Genomic DNA, 17,669 nt, shown 5'->3' on the forward strand with positions numbered 1-17,669 from the left:
AATGAACGCAAATCAATGTCAATGCAACTGCAAATGCGGATGTGCAGATGGCAAAGCTTGCAACTGCAAGAATAACCCAAATGCAAAATGCTCATGCAGCCAAAATAAATAGTTAATGATCGGCCAAACAATCGGTGAAGGTTCTGTTTGCAGTGGGACAGAGCCTAACGATTGTTTGGCTTTTTGTTTGCCCGCTTGTCGCTCTGAATTTAAATGGGTAAAATATCCTATATAAGGAGGTCATTTTATGGCTGCAAAAGAACAAATCAATGAACAATTAATTAAAGACGACCTTTATATGGCCGTAAACGGCGAATGGCTTAAAACCGCTAAGATTCCTGCTGACAAAGCTACAACAGGCGGTTTTCAAGACCTGGCCGATCACATTGAAAAAACATTAATGCATGATTTTGGTGAAATGTTGGATGGAACCGTTCAACCTGAAGACCAATATTTAAATGAATTCATTAAATATTATCGCTTGGCTTCAGATTTTGAAAAGCGGAATGCCGACGGGTTCACCCCCGCTAAAAAATTTATGGAACGCGTTGAAAAGCTGAAAGACTGGAACGACTGGGAAACCAAAGCTGTTGAGCTCACAATGAAGGGTTATGAAGCCCCGTTCCAACTTTACGTCGCAAGCGACATGAAAAATACCGATCGCTATGCGCTCTACGCTTCAGTTCCTTCATTAATTCTCCCAGATAAAACATACTACGCCGATGATAATGAAAACGGGAAAGCATTGATTGCCGTCTTCTCATCAATGGTCATGAAACTTTTTAAGATGGCCGGCTATGATGAAGCCACCGCTCAGGCTCACCTTGAACGGGCATTAACGTTTGACCGCTCACTTGCACCGCACGAAAAGGACAGTACTGAACGGGCAGATTATCCGAAGATGTACAATCCATATTCATTCGAAGACTTTAAGAAGTTTAGTTCTTACCTTAATTTAGGAAAATACACCGAAGCCTTGATCAAGAACACTCCTGATCAGGTTATCGTCGAAGAGCCGAAGTATTATGAAGCCCTTGATGAAATCGTCAACCCGGACACCTTTGAAAACTTTAAGAGCTGGTTGCTCGTTAATACTTTAACCGGCGTTACAAGTTACTTAACAGATGATTTTCGGGTAACCGGCGGCGAGTTTTCCCGGTCAATTTCTGGATCAAAGGAAGCCATGAAACCACAAAAAGCCGCTTACTACCTTGCCGGCAACCGGTTTGATCAGATCGTTGGTCTTTACTACGCTCATAAGTACTTCAGTCCGGATGCCAAAGCAGACGTTGAACACATGGTTCACCAAATGGTCGATGTCTATAAGCACCGCCTTGAAAACAATGATTGGTTAAGTGAATCGACCCGCAAACAGGCCATCGTTAAGCTGGATGCATTAGGCATCAACGTTGGTTATCCGGATGAACTCGATCCGTTATATAAGAAATTCAAGGTTAATGAACAGCTTAGCTTACTTGACAATGCCCAATCCTTTAGCGAAATCGTTCTTGCTGATCATTACAGCCGGTGGGGTAAACAAGTTGACCGGACAAGATGGCAAATGCCAGCACACATGGTCAACGCCTACTACGATCCGCAATTTAACGTGATCGTTTTCCCAGCAGCAATTTTACAAGCGCCATTTTATGACTTGCATCAATCAGCAAGTGCGAACTATGGCGGAATCGGGGCGGTAATTGCCCACGAAATCTCTCACGCCTTTGATAATAACGGTGCGCAATTTGATGAAAAAGGAAATCTGCACAACTGGTGGACTGAAGCCGACCTGAAGCATTTCCAAGGCCTTGCTCAAGACATGATCAATGAATTTGACGGCCTTGAAACCGAAGCCGGAAAAGTTAACGGCAAATTGGTTGTTTCGGAAAACATTGCCGATGCCGGCGGTTTAAGCTGTGCGCTTGAAGCCGCAAAAGGCGAAGCCCAACCAGATCTGAAAGCATTCTTTATTAATTGGGCGCGAATTTGGCGGATGAAAGCATCAATGGAACGGATGAAACTGTTGCTTAACATCGATGTTCATGCTCCGCACGTCTTACGGGCAAACATTCAACCGAAAAACCTTGATGATTTCTACACGACCTTTGACGTCCACGAAGGTGATGGGATGTACTTAGCACCGGATAAGCGGGTTAATATTTGGTAATTTAAAATTTAAAGAAAAAATTATATTATTTCAAAAAAGAGATTGTGATGCTTATTAAATCACAATCTCTTTTACATAATTATATAGTTTTAATCATCAATATTGTTGTAATACTTAACTTTAATTGCATCAATTATTACTGCTAATCCAAGTGTTCCAATAAAAATTATTAAAACCCATTTCCATGATATTGGATATACCACTTTGCCAAAAATTGATAACACTGAAACAAAAATACAATTGATTATAATGACTGCCAAAACCATCTTACTCGGTTTTCCTTTTTCAAAAGCTTTTCTTGTTCTTGTCATTAGGATTGTTAACATCGCGCTAAATATCAAAAATAAAAACATTATTGTACCTATTTTTGGTGGCATAATATTTAACTTAAATAATCCTATAAACAATAGCATTCCACTAAGTACCCATCCTATCGTAAAAATCAATGATATTTTTATTAGTTTTTGCATATTCCATCTTTCAGGATTATATGAAATATTAGTATTATCTGTTCCTAAAACCATCGTTACTAAATCATTCAAAATTGCAACCAAAACAATTGCATTCAAATTTATTGGGATAAAATTAGCAATCCAATATCCTAAAGTTAATAAAATTGCTAATTGAGCTGTTCTTGACAGTTTGGTTATCGTCCATGTCATCATTCTTTGATAAACTCGATGTCCGCTATCTAAAATATCTGTAATTGAACCAATCCCTTCCTTTTGCATAATTATTCCCGCTGATTGCTTAGCCAAATCAACTGCATTTGATGTTGCAATTCCAACATCTGCTGCTTTTAAGGCAGGTGCATCATTCATTCCATCACCTACCATTCCAACAACATAACCCTTATTTTTCAAAAGCTTTAAAATCATTAATTTGTCTTCAGGAAGAACTTCACATATTGCCGAAACTTCCTTAATATTTTGAATGGTGCTTAACTCTGATACCTCTACTACTTTTCCTTTTATTTTTAATTTTTGAACAATTCTTTGAGCAGCTATAAAATTATCACCTGTTATAATCATTGGTTTTATTGCTCTCTTTTGCAATTCACATATTGTTTGGCGTGTATCTAAACGAAGATGATCCGTCATTTCGAATATGGCTGCTAGTTTGCCATTAATAGTCATTGCAACAACTTTATTATTTAATTTTTTCACATATTTAAACCAGTCTGAAGAAGACATTAGATTAATTGGTGATCCTAATTTTACATCAAGTCTTTTTCCATTAAAAATAACATTAGAATTTGAATATTTCTTATTAATATCAAATGGATTAAAATTTAAAATTTTTAAATTATTTCGCCTGATTTTCATTCGTTGAAATACCTTTTCCAAATTACTAGGAGAAATTTTATTAGTGGCTGATTTTGCTAATGCTAGAATATCATCATCCTCATATACACTAAAATTATGGATTTTTGTTAATTCAAAAGTTGAATCTGTTAGTGTTCCTGTTTTATCTAACATTAACAAATCAATATTAGCCGCATTTTGAATACTTTCTAATTTGTTAACCAAAACTTTTTCCTTTGCTAACACATTTGCTTCTACAGAATTAGCAATACTAAAGCTTGAAGGCATTGCTATTGGAATTGTCGCAATAAACAACAAAGCCATCAAAGGTAATATATTAATAATGTTTTGATGGCGCACGATTGTAATTGTAAACAATATGAGAACCAGAACCGTATCGATAATTGCTAAATAATGAATTATTTTTCCCAACAAAAATTGTAATTTACCATCGTTAGCCTTTTGTTCTTTTGTTAAGTTCACTGTTTTCCCGACTCTACTATCATTACCTGTTCTAATTACTCTTGCTATTCCTGCCCCATAAATTACATTAACCCCTGACAAAACTTCACTGTTTTCATCATGAAGAATCATAGCTGATTCTCCAGTAATCGAACTTTCATCCGTTCCTATTTTTCCAGAAATTAAAGTTACATCTGCCGGAAGGATTTCCCCTTGCTTTAAACTAATAATGTCTCCTGGAACTAATTGGTCAGCAGAGATTATTTGCCATTTATCATCACGCAAAACTCGTACGTGAATCTTTAAATCTTTTTTTAAAGGAGCCAATAATTGTTGTGTACGCTTTTGTTGTAAGGCTCCATTTACTGCAGCAAAAAGTAAAAGTAATAAAATAAAAAATACTTGCGTATATTCTTTTAAAATAATCTCTACTATTAATGCAAACTCCAACACCCATGCTGAAAAGCCCCATAATCCCGACATAATTTTTCGAAACAAGTTAAAATGAGATCCCTCTACAAGATTAAGTCCATATTTTCTTTGCCTCTTTTGTACCTCTGATTTACTTAACCCGTGTAACATAAATTTTACCTCCTAGTAAAAAATATGAGGGGTGACATTCCATCACTCCTCACACATCTACATATGTCTGCAATAATTATTATTTAGTTTAATCAAAGTCAACATCGTTAGGGAAGTGAGCTAAACGTGTTCCATCTTCTCCAAGCTGGTTTTCAATTCTCAATAATTGGTTATACTTTTCAACCCGTTCAGACCGTGCTGGAGCTCCAGATTTCAATTCAGCTGCATTCGTTGCAACGGTAAAGTCTGCAACGAACGTGTCTCCCGTTTCACCTGAACGGTGTGACATCATTGTTGTATAGCCATTCTTGCGTGCCAACCGAATTGCTTCTAATGTTTCCGTAACTGTTCCAATTTGATTTAATTTAATTAAAATACTGTTTGCCATTCCCATTTCAATTGCTTTCCGGATCAGTTTAGGATTTGTACATACTGGATCATCAGCCACAATTTGAACTCGGTCACCATAATTCTTGGTAAATTTAGCAAAGTTCTCCCAATCATCTTCACTATATGGGTCTTCAATTGAAATGATTTCTGGGAATTCCTTTAACAACTTGCCATAATATTCGCCCAATTCATCAGCAGTATATGTGTTACCTTCCAATTCATAAACCTTTTTATCTTTGTTATAGAAATATGAAGCTGCAGCATCAAAGGCAATCGCAATTTCCTTTCCGGGTGTGTAACCAGCTTTAACAATTGCATCATGTAACATTTGCAGGGCTTCTTCGGAAGAATTAAGGTTTGGTGCAAAACCACCTTCATCACCTAATCCTGTTGAATATCCTTCATCTTCAAGGACTTTTTTCAATGTATGATAAGTATTTACAATTTTTTCAAATCCATCGCGGAAACTTGTCCGTTCCACTGGCGTAATCATAAACTCTTGCATATCAATATTATTGTCAGCATGTTCGCCACCATTAATTACATTATGAAATGTTTGTGGCAATTCTAAATCAGTCCCACCTAAATACCGATATAACGGTTGGTGAGTTTCATTAGCAGCTGCTCGACAAACAGCCATTGAAACGCCTAAAATAGCATTAGCACCTAAACGTGCCTTATTAGGAGTTCCATCCAAATCAATCATTACTTGATCAATATGACCTTGATTGAATGGATCAAGCCCATGTAATGCGTCATTAATTTCAGTGTTTACATTCTTTACAGCTTTTAAAACACCTTTACCATCTAGCCGTGAACCCCCATCACGTAGTTCAACTGCTTCTAACTCACCAGTTGATGCTCCTGATGGAACTTCAGCCTTCCCTGAAACCCCATCTGATAAAATAACCGTAGCTTCAACAGTTGGATTACCACGAGAATCAAATACTTCAAGCGCCTTGACTTTATCAATATAAACCATGAAAATTCCTCCTAAAGATTAAACTAAATAAAAAAAGATGACACCTGTTGCTTTGTAAACAACAGGTGTCATCAGATTTTACTCGGTCTAACGGCGAACACCATCGCCTTTCTTATTACACCCTTAGTGTAACACTTCAAAAATAAAATTCAAATAATTTTGATAATTGATTTAAAAATTCTTTTGTATTAAAATACCCTGTTAATTAATTTGAAAGAGGTAATCATTATGTTTTACAAAAATATCTTAGTCCCCATCGACAACTCCCATCAATCAAAACTCGCTTTTCAAAAAGCACTAAAAGTTGCAGACAATCAAACACATCTTCACTTAGTCCATGTTATTGATACCCGGATCTTTGACAACGTGGCAGTTGCGGACGATGAAATCATCGAAAAAGTTTCTAACACTGCCAGAAAGAAATTGAAAGAAATGGTCACTATCGCTGAAAAAGCTGATATTCCGACTAATTATTCAATTGAATACGGCTCCCCTAAATTGCTAATTTCAAAAGACATTCCCCAAAATGAACATTCTGATTTAATCATAATGGGCGCTACAGGAATGCATGAAATTGAAAAACTTTTTCTCGGATCCGTTGCCGAATACGTCGCCCAACGTGCTGTATGTGATGTTTTAATCGTTCGTAATTAAATTTGAAAGAGAGTGTCTAAATCGCAGTTCAAATTTAATAACATAAAAGCTAAAATTAAACATTTTATTTTAGTCATATCAATTTGGTGGATTCTAGAAACTGGAAGTGGCCTGCCACTTAATCGTCGTTCAAGTAATGATTCTTTAAGAATCAAAAAGCTGTGACATTAAAATCACAGCTTTTTTCTTATTCTTCTGTTTTCTTTGCAATTCTTCCCTGTTGGATATAAACTGCAAGAATTGAGATATCAGCTGGGTTGACCCCGCTGATCCGGCTTGCTTGAGCCAACGTTTCGGGTTGAATCTTTGTTAATTTTTCAACCGCTTCCGTTGCTAACCCGTCAATTGCCTTGTAGTCAATATTTGCAGGAATCTTCTTAGCTTCCATCCGGTGAAGTTTTTCAACTTTTTCTTCCGCTTTCTTGATGTAGCCTTCATATTTGTATTGAATTTCGATTTGTTCAATGACCCGTTTATCAAGTTCATGGTCCGGAGCAGGAATAAACTTCAATAGGTCTTGGTAGCTCATATATGGCCGCCGTAACATGTCACTGGCTAATACGCCATCCTTCAATGCTTTGTCGCCATGAGCTTCAAGATAAGCATCAATTTCCGGATTTGGCTTGATTCGAATTGATTCAAGCCGCTTCTTTTCATCTTCAATGTCTTGCCGTTTTTGAACAAATTTTGCATACCGTTCATCTGAAATCAAACCGATCTCATGCCCGATATCCGTTAACCGCAAGTCCGCATTATCATGCCGTAAAATTAAACGATATTCAGCCCTAGAAGTCAACAACCGGTATGGCTCATTCGTTCCCTTTGTAACCAAGTCATCGACCAAAACGCCAATGTAAGCATCGCTCCGTTTAAGCACGATTTCTTTCTTGCCTAAAGCGTGCCGGCCGGCATTGATTCCAGCAATCAACCCTTGACCAGCAGCTTCTTCATAACCTGACGTTCCGTTGATCTGACCTGCCGTATAAAGACCCTTGATCAACTTAGTTTCAAGGGTTGGCCGTAATTGATACGGGGAAACAACATCGTATTCGATTGCGTATCCCGGACGCATCATTTCGGCATCTTCAAGGCCCTTAACATTGTGAATCATTTGTAACTGAACTTCTTCAGGCAATGAAGTTGATAAGCCATCAATGTAGTACTCATCCGTCTTCCGTCCTTCAGGTTCAAGGAAAAGTTGATGCCGGTCTTTATCAGCAAACCGAACGACCTTATCTTCAATTGAAGGGCAGTAACGCGGACCGACCCCTTCAATTACCCCGGTAAACATTGGGGCCCGATCAAGGTTATCCCGAATGATTTGGTGAACCTTTTCGTTTGTATAGGTCAGCCAGCATGATAATTGATCCTTAACGGGAATATACTCATCATCAGAGCTTTCAAAACTAAAGTGGTTAACTTCAGCGTCTCCTGGCTGTTCTTCCGTTTCATCATAGTGGATCGTGTTGCCATCGATTCGCGGCGGGGTCCCGGTCTTAAACCGGACAATGTCAAAGCCGTACTTTTCTTCAAGGTTTTTCGTTAATTCAAGGGCCGGTTGCGAGTTATTCGGACCTGATGAATACATTAATTCCCCGATAATGATCTTCCCGCGGGCAGATGTTCCGGTTGTTAAAACAACGGTCTTGGCACCGTAATGCGCCCCGGTACTTGTAACAACCCCCTTAACTTCGCCGTCTTCAACGATCAAATCATCGACCATTCCTTGCCGTAAAGTTAAGTTCGGTTCTTCTTCAAGGGTATGCTTCATTTCAATTGAGTATTGCCGCTTATCGGCTTGGGCCCGCAATGCACGGACTGCTGGACCCTTACTTGTATTCAACATCCGCATTTGAACGTACGTCTTATCGATGTTCTTGCCCATTTCACCGCCTAAAGCGTCAATTTCACGGACAACGGTTCCCTTTGCCGGACCGCCGACAGATGGGTTACATGGCATAAATGCAACCATTTCAAGGGTGATCGTCATTAAAAGGGTTTTATTTCCCATCCGGGCAGCTGCCAATGCTGCTTCACAGCCGGCATGCCCCGCACCAACAACGATCACGTCGTAGTCTTTTGCCTTATAAGGTTTTCCTTTTGCTACTTGCATTGTCTTCTCCTTAAATCGTTTTTATTTTCCTAAGCAGAACTTGCTGAATAATTCATCCAACAATTCATCTTTATATGAATCCCCGGTAATTTCACCTAAGTCTTCCCAAGCATCGCGCATATCGGTTTGACAAAGATCAACGGGCATCCCATTCTTAATTCCAACTAAAACGGCATCCAATGAGTCAGCAGCCTTATTTAACAAGGCAACGTGCCGGGCATTATTGATGATGACCGCGTTTTGTGAACTTTCAATTCCATTAGCGAACATGTCCTTGATCCGTTGTTCAACATCGTCAACGCCGATATCATTTGGAATTGATGTTTGAATGATGTTTTCCTTACCAACTAAATCTTCAACTTCATCGATTTCAATCTTTTGCGGCAAGTCGGTCTTATTCAAAATCACGATCCGTTGCTTATCCTTCGTCAAATCGATCAACTGCCGGTCTTCATCCGTCAACGGTTCACTGGCATTCAATACTAAAATTACCAAGTCGCCCTGGTCGATTGCCTTGCGTGACCGTTCAACCCCGATTTTTTCAACCTTATCTTCTGTCTCACGAATTCCAGCTGTATCGATCAATTTCAATGGGATTCCTTTAATATTGACATATTCTTCAATTACATCACGGGTTGTTCCGGCAACATCAGTAACAATTGCCTTATCTTCATGTAAAAGATAATTTAAAAGACTTGATTTTCCAACATTTGGTCGGCCAACAATTGCTGTTGCGAGTCCTTCACGTAAAATCTTTCCACCTTGAGCAGTTTCAAGCAACTTATCAATTTTCTTCTTAACTTCGATCGTCCGTTCCTTCAAAAGTTTTGTGGTAATCATTTCTGTCCCATCATATTCAGGATAATCAATATTAACTTCAACCTTTGATAAGGTATCAAGAATTTCTTCACGCAATCCACGGATCAACTTTGCTAAACTTCCACCAAGATGATCAAGCGCTAACTTGGCTGAACGGTCAGTTTTAGCCTTGATAATATCAAGGACTGATTCTGCTTGGGTCAAATCGATTCGACCGTGAAGAAAGGCCCGTTCAGTAAATTCACCTGGATTAGCCATCCGCGCACCGTTTGTCAGCAATAATTGCAGAATCTTGTTGGTTGGAACGATTCCGCCGTGACAGTTAATTTCAACAATGTCTTCCCGGGTATATGTTTTCGGTGCCCGCATAACGGTTACCATAACTTCATCGACGGTTTCGCCGTTTTTCGGATCAATGATGTGGCCGTAATTGATCGTGTGCGTTGGGACCTTTGTTAAGTCCTTCCCCTTAAACATCTTCATGACGATTGGCAATGCATCGTCCCCGCTTAGACGCACGATTGAAATTGCGCCTTCACCAGGCGGAGTCGAAATTGCAGCAATTGTATCATATTCTGTTTGTTCTTCTACCATTTCCGAATCCCTTTCTTCACTAATTTAGTCTGAAAAAAATAAAAAAGTGCCTCCACCACACCAATTAGCGACTACTAAAAAGCGTGGATAAAGCACTTTGACTACTTTATCTACTATTCAAACTATCTCGTGGTTAATCTTACTTGGTTATTTTTTAAAAGTCAAGAAATCACCATAATAAAAAAACTCTAATCTATGTAACCATAGATTAGAGAAAAAGGATTGTATATTTGGAGTATGTTAGGTAGCAAATAACTAGGGATGTTATTTACTATGCTTTTAGTATGCCCCGTAATTATGAATTTTATATGACGATTTTTAGCAAAAGTTTTAACTTCTCTTTACTATTCCTTGCGCTTTTTATGGTGGCCGAAATCAAGCCGGGTAAGGATTTCTGAAACCGTTAATGCAGCAACTTTTAGTAAGGATGTCCGCTTAGGCGTTCCGTGATGATGAGCATTTTCACCCACTTGCGGCAATCGCTGGTTCGAAACTGCCGGCTTTTGAATTTCCGGTTGCGGCGCTGTCCGTAACTTGCGCTGTAATTCTTCGATTTCTTGTTGGCAATCAAGGCCCTTGCGTTTCGCCACCGTTAACTGGTTGATCTTTTCAGCCAATTCTTGCTGAAGATTTTCCCGTTTCCGGGTTTCGCGTTGAACAGCTTCCTCTGCCCGGCGCAATTCAGCCCGTAAACTTTGCATCCGGTTATTCGCATTTTGGAGAACCGCCAACCGATTTTGATAATCAACCAAAAGCTGCTCATCGTTCGCTAACTTTTCTTTTGTAGCTTGAAGGGTCGCAGCCGCATCGCCTTGAAGAAGGCTTGTTTGATTTTTAACTTCCGTTAGATTTTCCTTCACATCCGCTAACTTCCGTTCAGCTCCCCGTAAATTATACCGGGCAGTATTTAAATCGATCTGCTTCGTTTGAAGTTTTTCCCGGGCCTGCTGAACATCTTGATCAGCCGCGTCGCTGATTTCGACCTTGGCCTTTTCAACTGCCTGAACTTCGCGCTGAACGATTTGGTTTGCCCCGTCAACGTTTTTTTGAACTTCAGTCTGCGTTTCTTCAAGGGCTTTTTGCTGTTCATTCAACCGCTTGATTTGGGCCTCATCTTCCGCTGAACGTTTTCCCGTGTCCTTTGCATCTTTTAATTCATCGATTCGTTGGCGATCGATCAAAATATCATTTTGCTTATTGCTGATTTTTTGACTCAGCTTATTGATATTTTCAATCGTGGCACTTTGAAGATCTTGCTGCGCCTGAACTTTTTGTTCTTCAATGCGTTGTTGTTCGGCTTGTGCGGTTTGAGCCGCCTGCTTTGCTTGATCTGCTTGCCGGTGCTGAGTATCGACCGCCGTTTGCAACTGTTCAATTTCATGACTTAATTCACGCAATTTAGTTTGCGCCGCATCAAGTTGACCTTCAAGGGACGCCCGCCGTGAAGATGCCGTTGGAGTGGCAGATTCCACCGTCGCAGCTGATGATTGAGCTTCTGCTTTGCGCCCCTTTACAATTTTTTTCAAAGCAGATGTCCTCTGATCAAAAACTGATGATTTCTTCATTCGGATACCTCTTTTGCTAAATATCGGATTTAATCGTTTCAAATAAAATCACTTTAATTTTACCATTTTGTAATGATCGATGTGAAGAATAATCCAAGATTTTACCAGCTTTTAACCCTTTGATCATCAAATTTTGGAATTTAGATTGTAATCAGTAAGTCTTCATCTCAATTTCTGTTATAGTTAGGATTAAAGACTCAGTGGAGGAGGAATTTGAATGGCACCAGCCAATCATTCAAAGCAAATCAGTAAACCCTGGCTTTCCTGGGCTTTTTGGATCATCTGCTTTTTTGGAATTAATATCCTGCTTGCAGTTGTTCAAGAAAAATTAAACATTACCCTTTTTAAAGGCCAATTACTTCTTCAAGGCGGATGCGAAATTGGCATCATTATCGCCACTTTATTAATTAACCATTTTTATACCAAAGAAAAATTCCATTTTAGCAACTGGAACATCTTTCTGCGATCCTGGATGGTCGACTTTTTTATCGGTTATTACATCATCGCCATTATTTTAAATCATCGTCAGATGCACCATATTGGACTTTATCTCGTTTTAGCGGCTCTAATTGGGACTGCTGAGGAACTTACCTTTCGCGGAATGATTCTTGGAAGTCTGATTCATAATTGGCGGGGAAAAAATCCAATTTTAGGCGGCGTGCTTTTAAGCAGCTTGATTTTTGGCCTTACCCACGCCGTTAATGCTTTTTCACAGCCGCTTCCGAATACCATTGTTCAAATCGTGGTCGCCTTTTCTTTGGGAGTGATTTTAGCATTCATGTATTTGCGGACAAATAATTTGATCACCCCGATTTTGTTCCACCTGCTCGTGGACTTTACTTCGATTAGCTTGACTAATACTACCGAAAGCCAGGCCGGGTGGGGCGCTGCGCTCCCAATTCTGATCGTGGCGTTATTGGTCTTATTTTTCCAACTTAAACCGCGTCCGCGAAACCAAATCAAGCGCGATTTTAATTTGTAATTACTTTATCCGTGCTTTTTATCTTTAAAATTTGTAAAATTAAGAGTAGATGAAACGGAGATGAATAATTTGCAATTAATCACGCGGAATAACGCTTCAGTAATGATTCAAAAGCGAATGAAGACTGGCAAACGGCTTCATGTGATCCTGACAACATGGAAACGGGATCGGAAAATTGAAATTACCCAAAACGGTGGTAATTATCAATTAAACGAAAATGGTTTTAAACATTTTCAAGCTTCAAAATTGAATCAACAAAAATGTATTTCGGTTTTAAAGGAACGGATGAACATCGAATTTCCTCGGAGTCACCAGATTTACATTGCATTTAAGTAAAAAAATTGCACCATTCAGCATGGTGCAATTTTTTATTTCGCAGCTTCCATCATTTCTTGATACATGTGGTGCATCTTTTCAATGATTTTTTTCCCTTGTTCCTTTAACTGATCATTTCCCGGGAAATCACATGGATCACGGTAAATCAGTTCCGTTTGATCATCCTTTGCAATCAATAAGACCTTGATTGGTAATTCAAAGGTAACATCATCATTTTCTTGCATTAATAATGTTCCAACTTTTGGATTTCCAAAAATAATCAACCGGGTTTCAGGAATTTCAAGGCCAACATTATCAGCTTCGGCTTTTTGATCAATGTTATCAAAAACCTTGAATCCTTTTCCGTGAATAAAATCAACGACCTTTTTTTCGACCGTATCAATGTTTGAATCAACGATAACGTGTTCCATTGCTTCCGCTTCCTTTCTTAACTTTAATTATACCGTTAATTTTACTTTTATTTGAATTTCATGCCTGCTTTAAATTTAATTCATCCGGGATATGTATTAAAATATAGTAATAAAAATAAATTTAAGGACTAAATTATGACTGAAAAGAAAAATACAAAAGATTTTAAACGAGTATGGATCACGTTACTGTTATGGCTATGCGGAATGTTGCTTTTGCACATTGTTTGCCGGGCACTTCATGTTCGGATCAATGCAAATGATATGCTGATCAGCAACTTGATTACGATCGTCATTGCCCTCGCAATTAATTGGCTGTATACAAAAGAAAAGATCTATTTTGAATGGTACGGCTTTAAACGGATTGGCTGGCTTTTGGTTTTTGCACTGATTTTTGTAATTGCGATCAATGCAATGTTTAAGACGGTTCCATCGGCAACCTCACTTGAAATTTCACTCAGTCCGTTTTTCTGGCTGTTTTTCATCCTAGCATCCGCAACAATTCCAGTCATCATGTTCTACGCCATTTTAATGCCTGCAATGATTCATAATTGGCAACCTTCTTCCAACGTCATCCTTAAAAGTTTAATCTTAAGTTCTGCGTTGTTCAGTGTTTTTGAAGTATTTATTCTCAATAACATGTACGGGGGCGTTCTTTCAACAATTTATCAACTCGTTGCTGAATTTGCATTCGGACTAATGTGCGGACTCTTTTACCTCCGAAGCGTCAACATTATCGTTTCGATTTTCTTTGGTTTTATCGAAACGTTCTGTGCGGTGATCCTAACCCACATTGCACCGTTATTTGGGAATGGAATTATTAATATTATTTTCTTCCTGCTATTTATCTATTTAGTATTAAAAATTACTCTTCGACCACAAAATATTAAACAAATTGAAAAAGATTTTAAACTTAATTGATTATAATAAGACATCAGTTAGAAGGAGGAATTTAAATGTTACATTTAATTTGGGTCCTAATTATTGGGGCCGTTATCGGCGCAATTGCAGGTTGGTTGACAAACCGGCGAGGGTCAATGAGCTGGATTGCGAATATCATTGCTGGTTTAATTGGTTCCGCACTCGGCGAACATCTACTCGGATTTTGGGGACCTGTAATTGCCGGAATGGCAATTATCCCGTCAATCATTGGGGCTGTCATTCTTGTCCTAATCGTTTCACTTGTTTTAAAACTTTTGATTAAATAAAAAGCGAAGGTGTGACAAAACGTTAAAAACGAGCGTGGTGGAAGCAGAAAAACGAACGAGATTCGGAGATTTTCGAGCTTCACCAGCTTCGCGTCGTAGCTCCGTTTGTTTTGGAACCCGATTATAAAGATATAGCAAAGCGGTTGCGACTTGTGTCACAACCGCTTTTTGTTTCACATGAAACCTAAAACCAGGTCGTCAAATAATGACTATCCTGAATCTGTTCTTGGCGATGATTTGGAAAATCCTGGCCAATATCGGTAAAGATCCCGTCAACGCCCCAGTTAAACAACTGATTAGCCCGATCGATCTTATCCACTGTCCAAACGTTAACTTCATACCCGGCCTTCTTCAGCCGTCGAACTTTGGCAGCCGTTAATCGGCGGTTATCCGGATGAACAATTTTAGTATTTAAAAGACCTGTTAAGGGTTTCGTTAATGAAAGGGTATATTGGTTAAACAGGCACGCATATTCTAAATCCGGCCGCACCTGCTTCATCTTCATTAAAATATCTGGATAAAACGAGGAAATGATCACCCGAATTCGCGAATCGATTCGATCAATTCGGTTTGCCAACTGCCGCACCATTGAACGGGTCAAACGAGCGGCATCCTTTCCGTTGATCGGTTTGATTTCTAAATTAAGGTTAATTTGATTCCGGTTAACAAAATCAATCACATCATCAAAAGTCGGAACCTTTTCATTTCTAAATTTCGAATCAAACCACGCTCCTGCAGATAACCGGTGCAGTTCTTCAAAACTGAACGCTGTTACTCGTCCACGCCCATTCGTTGTCCGGGCAACATCACCATCATGCATAATTACTAATTTTTCATCATTCGTGATTGCGAGATCCGTTTCAAGCCAATTTACATCGTATCGTGGCATCAAATCAAACGCCGCCATTGTATTTTCAGGCGCTAACGTCGACATTCCGCGATGCGCAATTATTTTATGCTGTCCCATCCTGCTCACTTTCCTTTGCTTAAATTAGCTTTATTTTAATCTTTTTCAGCTAATAAAAAAAGATGGGACTGGGCGGTCTCATCTTCAACGCTTCTGAAAGCTCTACCATAAATTATAAAGGGGTCAAGAGCAAGGCGAGCCTTCGCAAGCAATTGACTAAACAATGGTCTAGGTTAATCATTTTCAGTATCGGTTGGGAGAGGATACTATTTCATAGATTATATCTATTGTCAAAGAGTAAATACATTGTAAACATGTATTTGACGGTTTAAATATTCGTACAATAATAAGTTTGAGTAAGTGAAAATTAATACCACTGTTTGTCATTATTAAAGTGTTTATCTTCTACATAGAACCTATCTATGTTCAATTACTATATTATTCTTTTCTAATGAAAATAATTTAAAATTTCCTGAATTCTAATTTTTCTTTCCTGAATATTTTTGCTTAACCTTTTCTTTAACTTTTTACTGGATCAGACCGTACATCCATTGCGGTGAAATCATCAGACCTAGGCCAAGTAAAAAGGCAACAATTCCCAAAGCAAGGCCATAATACAACGCAAGCGGGCTAAAGGCATTATCCGTTCCCTTCGTTGTTAAAAAATGATGATATTTCCACGTTGCATAAAACTGCCAAAGCCCAATTAAAAATAAGACAACCCCAAAAATCCGCATTAATAACATTATAACTTCCTTCTTTCCCCTGAAATTAATTTCTATTATATTTAGCTTGCTCTCATTTGCAAGCGCTTCATAAAAAAAGAAGCCGGCTTTCGCCGACTTCTTTAGCATTCAATTAATTATTTTTTCAACCGTTCAACGTCGCGTGCAATCATTAATTCTTCATCTGTTGGAACTCGTAACACAGCAATCTTTGAATCCGCGGTTGAAACAACGCCATCAACGTTGGCATCATTCTTCGCATCATCCATTGCTACACCCATGAATGAAAGCCGGTCGATGATCCGCTTCCGGATTGCCCCTTCATTTTCACCAATTCCAGCAGTAAAGACAATGGCATCTAAACCGCCCATTTCAACATAATATTGACCGATATACCGAACAATATTTTTTACAAAAAGCCGAATGGCAAGGGATGCCCGTTGGTCGCCGTCTTTTTCAGCGGCTTGTAAGTCCCGCATATCAAGTGACCGTCCTGAAACCCCAAGCAGTCCTGACTTCTTATTCAATGTATCTAAAATTGCATCAACATCCGTTGTTTGCATTTTTTTCATTACATAAGCAACTAATGAAAAGTCAACGTCTCCTGAACGCGTTCCCATTGTAATCCCTGTCAACGGGGTAAAGCCCATTGAAGTATCAAATGACTTACCATCCTTAATGGCGCACATTGAAGAACCAGCACCCAAATGGCATGTAATCATTTTTAGATCTTTTAATGGTTTGCCTAAATATTCAGCCGCTTTTTCGGCAACAAATTGGTGGCTTGTTCCGTGAGCCCCGTAACGCCGAACGCCATATTTTTCATACCATTCGTACGGCGTACTGTACATGTAGTTTTCTTCCGGTAACGTTTGGTGAAAGGCCGTATCAAAAACAGCGACCGCGGTTGCGTCCGGTAATAATTTCTTGAATTCTTGAATTCCAATCAAGTTATTCGGATTATGTAATGGTGCAAAATCAGCCAATTCATCGATTTTTTGAATTACATCATCATCAATTACGACTGACTGATCAAAATATTCGCCCCCGGCAACGACCCGGTGACCAACCCCCGTAATTTCTTCAAAATCATCAACGATTTTAAGCTCTTTCAATAACCGCAGCATCTCTTTGATGGCGACCGCATGATTAGCTAACGGTAATTCTTCGGTATATTGCTTGCCATCGCCATAGACGATCTTAATCGCTGAACCGTCAAATCCAATCCGTTCAAGTAATCCCTTTGCAATTTCCTTTTCTTCCGGCATCAAGTATAACTTGAACTTCAAAGTTGAACTTCCTGAGTTAATAACTAATGTCTTTTCCAATTGAATTTCTCCCTTAAATACAAAAAATCTAAAATGAAGATACCATTAAGTAAAGTACATTGCAAGCAACTTTTCCTTTTATTATTAAGATTTTAGCCATTAGAAAACTAATTTATAACAAATTTTTAATAAAAACCACGCCTCAAA

15 protein-coding genes and 1 riboswitch are annotated in these 17,669 nt (G+C 38.8%); of the genes, 6 read left to right on the forward strand and 9 right to left on the reverse strand.

Annotation, left to right across the window (positions count from 1 at the left end; all coding sequences use genetic code 11):
• The first annotated feature begins 247 nt into the window (after positions 1-247).
• On the forward strand, positions 248-2,164 hold the full coding sequence (locus A3O17_RS04645; RefSeq protein ID WP_064212765.1) for a M13 family metallopeptidase: 1,917 nt from the start codon (positions 248-250) through the stop codon (positions 2,162-2,164).
• A gap of 89 nt (positions 2,165-2,253) precedes the next feature.
• Here A3O17_RS04645 and A3O17_RS04650 read toward each other — a convergent pair whose 3' ends face one another.
• Together A3O17_RS04650 and eno are read right to left on the reverse strand one after the other, a co-directional pair.
• Positions 2,254-4,512, reverse strand: a complete 2,259-nt coding sequence (locus A3O17_RS04650) for an HAD-IC family P-type ATPase (protein WP_057827222.1) — start codon at positions 4,510-4,512, stop codon at positions 2,254-2,256.
• An 88-nt stretch (positions 4,513-4,600) separates the two neighbouring features.
• Positions 4,601-5,884 (reverse strand): phosphopyruvate hydratase, encoded by a 1,284-nt coding sequence (gene eno, locus A3O17_RS04655; RefSeq protein ID WP_064208136.1) that lies wholly within the window; start codon positions 5,882-5,884, stop codon positions 4,601-4,603.
• A 55-nt stretch (positions 5,885-5,939) separates the two neighbouring features.
• A riboswitch (Fluoride riboswitch) is annotated at positions 5,940-6,001 on the reverse strand.
• A 111-nt stretch (positions 6,002-6,112) separates the two neighbouring features.
• On the opposite strand from eno, the gene A3O17_RS04660 reads away from it, so the two are divergent.
• Entirely contained in the window at positions 6,113-6,538 is a 426-nt protein-coding gene (locus A3O17_RS04660; protein ID WP_081255619.1) for a universal stress protein, read from the forward strand.
• A 187-nt stretch (positions 6,539-6,725) separates the two neighbouring features.
• Here the strand turns inward: A3O17_RS04660 and mnmG are convergent, their stop codons facing one another.
• From mnmG to A3O17_RS04675, 3 genes are all read right to left on the reverse strand, one after another.
• On the reverse strand, positions 6,726-8,651 hold the full coding sequence (mnmG, locus tag A3O17_RS04665; RefSeq protein ID WP_064212766.1) for a tRNA uridine-5-carboxymethylaminomethyl(34) synthesis enzyme MnmG: 1,926 nt from the start codon (positions 8,649-8,651) through the stop codon (positions 6,726-6,728).
• A gap of 21 nt (positions 8,652-8,672) precedes the next feature.
• Complete coding sequence (gene mnmE, locus A3O17_RS04670) at positions 8,673-10,064, reverse strand: tRNA uridine-5-carboxymethylaminomethyl(34) synthesis GTPase MnmE (protein WP_064212767.1); 1,392 nt, start codon at positions 10,062-10,064, stop codon at positions 8,673-8,675.
• A 344-nt stretch (positions 10,065-10,408) separates the two neighbouring features.
• Positions 10,409-11,629: a coiled-coil domain-containing protein gene (locus tag A3O17_RS04675; RefSeq protein ID WP_064212768.1), complete on the reverse strand. Its 1,221-nt coding sequence runs from the start codon at positions 11,627-11,629 to the stop codon at positions 10,409-10,411.
• Positions 11,630-11,846: 217 nt separating this feature from the next.
• On the opposite strand from A3O17_RS04675, the gene A3O17_RS04680 reads away from it, so the two are divergent.
• The gene (locus A3O17_RS04680) at positions 11,847-12,611 is read left to right on the forward strand and encodes a CPBP family intramembrane glutamic endopeptidase (protein ID WP_064212769.1); all 765 of its coding nucleotides are present in this window, start codon (positions 11,847-11,849) and stop codon (positions 12,609-12,611) included.
• A 60-nt stretch (positions 12,612-12,671) separates the two neighbouring features.
• Positions 12,672-12,947, forward strand: a complete 276-nt coding sequence (locus A3O17_RS04685; protein WP_064212770.1) for a hypothetical protein — start codon at positions 12,672-12,674, stop codon at positions 12,945-12,947.
• A 32-nt stretch (positions 12,948-12,979) separates the two neighbouring features.
• Here the strand turns inward: A3O17_RS04685 and A3O17_RS04690 are convergent, their stop codons facing one another.
• On the reverse strand, positions 12,980-13,357 hold the full coding sequence (locus tag A3O17_RS04690; protein ID WP_064212771.1) for a DUF302 domain-containing protein: 378 nt from the start codon (positions 13,355-13,357) through the stop codon (positions 12,980-12,982).
• A gap of 135 nt (positions 13,358-13,492) precedes the next feature.
• Here A3O17_RS04690 and A3O17_RS04695 point away from each other — a divergent pair, with 135 nt between their 5' ends.
• Both A3O17_RS04695 and A3O17_RS04700 read left to right on the forward strand, forming a co-directional pair.
• Positions 13,493-14,275 carry a hypothetical protein gene (locus A3O17_RS04695; protein ID WP_064212772.1) on the forward strand — a complete coding sequence of 261 codons (783 nt, stop codon included), beginning with the start codon at positions 13,493-13,495 and terminating at the stop codon, positions 14,273-14,275.
• A 35-nt stretch (positions 14,276-14,310) separates the two neighbouring features.
• Positions 14,311-14,562 carry a GlsB/YeaQ/YmgE family stress response membrane protein gene (locus tag A3O17_RS04700; protein WP_057827213.1) on the forward strand — a complete coding sequence of 84 codons (252 nt, stop codon included), beginning with the start codon at positions 14,311-14,313 and terminating at the stop codon, positions 14,560-14,562.
• 184 nt (positions 14,563-14,746) lie between these two features.
• Here the strand turns inward: A3O17_RS04700 and A3O17_RS04705 are convergent, their stop codons facing one another.
• The 3 genes from A3O17_RS04705 to A3O17_RS04715 form a co-directional block, all read right to left on the reverse strand.
• Complete coding sequence (locus tag A3O17_RS04705; protein ID WP_064208308.1) at positions 14,747-15,529, reverse strand: glycerophosphodiester phosphodiesterase family protein; 783 nt, start codon at positions 15,527-15,529, stop codon at positions 14,747-14,749.
• Positions 15,530-15,996: 467 nt separating this feature from the next.
• The gene (locus A3O17_RS04710) at positions 15,997-16,215 is read right to left on the reverse strand and encodes a hypothetical protein (RefSeq protein WP_081255620.1); all 219 of its coding nucleotides are present in this window, start codon (positions 16,213-16,215) and stop codon (positions 15,997-15,999) included.
• Between the two features lie 116 nt (positions 16,216-16,331).
• Positions 16,332-17,522: an acetate/propionate family kinase gene (locus A3O17_RS04715; protein WP_064212773.1), complete on the reverse strand. Its 1,191-nt coding sequence runs from the start codon at positions 17,520-17,522 to the stop codon at positions 16,332-16,334.
• Between the last annotated feature and the right edge of the window lie 147 nt (positions 17,523-17,669).

It is taken from the genome of Ligilactobacillus aviarius (genome assembly GCF_001654615.1).
Classification (GTDB): domain Bacteria; phylum Bacillota; class Bacilli; order Lactobacillales; family Lactobacillaceae; genus Ligilactobacillus; species Ligilactobacillus aviarius_B.